This is a genomic window from Achromobacter semiaridum (assembly GCF_053543755.1).
Map to the genome: position 1 here is coordinate 31,476 of NZ_JBLVOL010000036.1, position 2,075 is coordinate 33,550.

Below are 2,075 nucleotides of genomic sequence, written 5' to 3' on the forward strand. Positions count from 1 at the left end.
AAGCCGCCGTTGACGGAGTAGCCGGCGTTCTGTTGCTGTTCGCACAGGGTTTCCCAGCCGCCCAGGCAGTGTTCGCAGTGGCCGCAGGCGGAATACAACCAGGGGATGCCGACGCGATCGCCTTCCTTCACATGGGTCACGCCCGCGCCCACCGCCACCACGTGGCCGACGCCTTCGTGGCCAGGAATGAAAGGCGGGTTGGGTTTGACGGGCCAGTCGCCCTGCACGGCATGCAGGTCGGTATGACAGACACCGCAGGCCTCGATCTTGACCAGCAGTTCGCCCGGCCCGGGTCGCGGTACCGCGACTTCCTCGATCACCAGGGGTTCACCAAATGCGCGCGCTACTGCGGCCTTCATGGTTTTGTCCATCTCTACCTCCGAAGTCAGGTCTGTTTCACCATGCTCGAACGGGGACAGCTTTTAATCCATGATTTATATCAACCCGTAGTTGATGGAAGACGATAGGAAACGTGTCGTTGCAGAATGGTTAGGCTCCGGTCTCAAAAATGGCGGGGTCGCGGGCCGCGTATTCAGGCATCAATGGGGCGGGGCAGGGCGCGGCGCATGGCGGCTGCGTGGCCATCTTGCAGCCGCCGCGCCAAACGTCGTACAGTGGTCCACCGCAGGCGCGCTGTTTGGCATGGCGCGCCGACCTTGCAGGAGCCCCCATGTGTGAAATCTTCATCCGCGCAAGCGAGCAGTCGTACGCGCCTGAAACCCGGTCCTTGCGCCTGCACGGCGTGGCAACCAGCTTGCGACTGGAACGGCTGTTCTGGCAATCCCTGGAAGAAATCGCGGGGCGCGACGGCATGCGCGTGACGCAACTGATCGAGCGCCTGTACGACGAACTGGTCGAATATCGGGGCGAAGCCGCCAACTTCACGTCGTTCCTGCGCGTGTGCTGCCTGCGTTATCAACTGCTGCAAGCCGATGGCCGGATTCCGCGCGACGCCGCGGTGCCGATCCAATCGCTGAACCCGCAAGCCGTGCTGCAAGGCCTGCCCGCTTCCATGTACGACGCTGAGCCGCTGCGCGCCAAACGCCGCGCCGCCGCGTAGCAAAACCGAATTACGCCGGCGAACGTCGCGCATTCAAGCGCCGCGCATCCAAAAGAAAAGGCCCGATCAGATCGGGCCTTTTCATTGCGCAGCGCTTAGCGGGTCAGGCGTTCAGCCGCCCGGTTGAATCGACGCCAGCGCCACTTCGTTCTGCACGATGCGGCGGATGCGCACCGCATCGCCAATCCGTGACAGCTTGCCTTGCGAATCCAGCAGCACGATGGCCAGGTCGCGGCCGTTGATGCGAGCCAGCATCACCAGGCATTCGCCCGCTTCGTTGATGTAGCCGGTCTTGGACACCTTGATGTCCCAGTCGGGCTTGCGCACCAGCAGATTCGTGTTGCGGAAGGTTTGCGTGCGGTTGTTGATTTCAACTTCGTACTCGGTATCGGTCGAGTAGCGGTGAATCAGCGGGCGCTGCGAGGCAGCGCGCAACAGACGGGCCAGATCGTGAGGCGACGACACGTTGTTGCTGGACAAGCCGGTGGGCTCGATAAAGCGCGTGCTGGTCATGCCCAACGACTGCGCCTTGGCGTTCATGGCGGCCACGAAAGCCGGCAGGCCGCCGGGGTAATGGCGGCCCAGCGCGTTGGCGGCGCGGTTTTCGGAAGACATCAGCGCCAGGTGCAGCATGTCGCCGCGCGACAGCTTGGTGCCCACCCGCAGACGCGACGTCGTGTGTTTCAGGCCATCGACGTCGTCGTCGGTGATCTCAAGCATTTCGTCCATCGGCAGGTTGGCGTCCACCACGACCACGGCGGTCATCAGCTTCGAAATAGAAGCAATGGGACGCACCACGTTTTCGTTCTTGGCGAACAGGACGGTCGAGGTTTCCAGGTCTTGTACGTACGCGGTGCTGGAGCGCAGCGCCGCCGCTTCCGCGCGCACCGACGAGGCGGGCGGCGGCATCGCTGCCGACGCAGCCCCCGCCGCAGCCAGGCGCTGGGCGCGGCCGGGCTTGTTCGGCTTGCCGTTCTTGCCCGTGGCGGCGGCGCCTTTCTTAGGCGGCGTGGGC

At 64.0% G+C, this 2,075-nt stretch carries 3 protein-coding genes; 1 reads left to right on the forward strand and 2 read right to left on the reverse strand.

Going from position 1 to position 2,075, the window contains the following annotated elements; translation table 11 throughout:
* A partial coding sequence (locus ACNPP0_RS11195) for an alcohol dehydrogenase catalytic domain-containing protein (protein ID WP_448705908.1) occupies positions 1–371 on the reverse strand: 371 nt, incomplete at its 3' end.
* 299 nt (positions 372–670) lie between these two features.
* Here ACNPP0_RS11195 and ACNPP0_RS11200 point away from each other — a divergent pair.
* Positions 671–1,060, forward strand: a complete 390-nt coding sequence (locus ACNPP0_RS11200; protein ID WP_332613214.1) for a ribbon-helix-helix domain-containing protein — start codon at positions 671–673, stop codon at positions 1,058–1,060.
* A gap of 111 nt (positions 1,061–1,171) precedes the next feature.
* On the opposite strand, the gene pbpG is transcribed toward ACNPP0_RS11200, so the two are convergent.
* On the reverse strand, positions 1,172–2,075 hold a 904-nt coding region (pbpG, locus tag ACNPP0_RS11205; protein WP_448705909.1), incomplete at its 5' end, for a D-alanyl-D-alanine endopeptidase.